The 1,347-nt window shown below is 25.9% G+C and carries 2 protein-coding genes; both read right to left on the minus strand.

Going from position 1 to position 1,347, the window contains the following annotated elements; all coding sequences use genetic code 11:
• Window positions 1–127 precede the first annotated feature (127 nt).
• Window positions 128–238 carry a ribbon-helix-helix domain-containing protein gene (locus tag HMPREF3125_RS13095; RefSeq protein ID WP_256278095.1) on the minus strand — a complete coding sequence of 37 codons (111 nt, stop codon included), beginning with the start codon at window positions 236–238 and terminating at the stop codon, window positions 128–130.
• Window positions 239–494: 256 nt separating this feature from the next.
• The gene (locus HMPREF3125_RS08845; RefSeq protein WP_070453282.1) at window positions 495–1,301 is read right to left on the minus strand and encodes a ParA family protein; all 807 of its coding nucleotides are present in this window, start codon (window positions 1,299–1,301) and stop codon (window positions 495–497) included.
• Window positions 1,302–1,347: the final 46 nt, after the last annotated feature.

The raw sequence follows: 1,347 nt of genomic DNA on the forward strand, positions 1-1,347 counted from the left end.
TTTATATATATACTTACAAGTTTATTTTTGTGTATACACAAAAATAAACCCTATTAACAAATCAAATTCTTTGTTAATAGGGTTTTCCTAACTTCCCCTGCATTTATCTGAAATATTATATGTAAAACTAGTTTACATATAATTGTTTTATAATCTCATTTAAAAATTCTGAAGATGATGAATAATTATTTTCTTCAACTAACTCATCTAGTTTTTTTCTAACTGAAGGCTGTAACATAAATTGATATCTCTTTTTCTTTTCTTTAATTTTATCCCTTTTTAATCTCTATTTTTTTATACGATGTATAAGGTGATACTGCATTCTCTAAAGCTTTTTCTATATTCTTTTCTTGATTATTACTATCTATTTTTTTATTAAACGCCATTTTAAAACACCTTTCATAATGTATTATATACATAAACATACACATGTTGATGTATATACATGTGTTGATGTAATTACAAATTAAAGCACTCTTTTTAATTTGTATTAATCAAGCATCTTTAATAGCTTTACAACTATTTATAAATTGCTGAAAAAAACTTTTTTCCTTTAAGTATATTGTAGGTTCTTGTTTAAATGATACAATTGGCTTTTTTTCTAAAACACTGCGTGTAATTAATTCCTTATCAGGAAAATAAGTTATATAATCTTCTTGATTTTCAATGCTTTTTTTAAAATTGATTGATGATTTAGTATTATGTTTGACCATATTTCCAACGAAAAAAAGTTTAGCTGTTACATAACTTTCTCGTGTCCTAAAGTCAATTAAATCCTTCTTTAATTTATTAATACGATATGAAATGTTTGCATTTGAATCATCACTAAAGCCACTTGGCTTATTAGGAGAAATTACTTTATGGCTTACCACAATTGCATTTCTTGTTGATGTGGTGAAATCAGGATGTGTATCAATAATAATATAGTCATATTGACCAATATTATATTCTTCATAGTAATCATCTAGCCACATATATAATTGCATGTCTTTTCCATCTGTCGTACTCATATGCTTCTCATACTCATCTAAACGTAAAAATCCACTGATAAGATCTATATTGTTATTAATACGGTGTATCTTAACTTTTTCTTCAATATGTAGTGCATCTATTTTTTCGAATATAGATAAGACAGTATTCTTTTGATCATAAATTCCTAATATTTGAGATAAATTGCATTGGTGATCAAAATCTATCATTAATACTTTGTATCCCAAGTCAGCTAAATATCCAGAAAAATTATAGGATAATGTTGTTTTTCCTACTCCACCTTTAACAGCTGCGAATGTGATTATTTCCATTTGGACACCTCCTTTACCATCTTAACATAAATATACACACATTTAT

It is taken from the genome of Staphylococcus sp. HMSC13A10, from assembly GCF_001808005.1.
Taxonomy (GTDB): domain Bacteria; phylum Bacillota; class Bacilli; order Staphylococcales; family Staphylococcaceae; genus Staphylococcus; species Staphylococcus pasteuri.

What these genes read in the sequence shown, in the direction of transcription:
- HMPREF3125_RS08845 (WP_070453282.1), bottom strand. Translation starts at nt 1,301, where the DNA reads ATGGAAATAATCACATTCGCAGCTGTTAAAGGTGGAGTAGGAAAAACA.
- HMPREF3125_RS13095 (WP_256278095.1), bottom strand. Translation starts at nt 238, where the DNA reads ATGTTACAGCCTTCAGTTAGAAAAAAACTAGATGAGTTAGTTGAAGAA.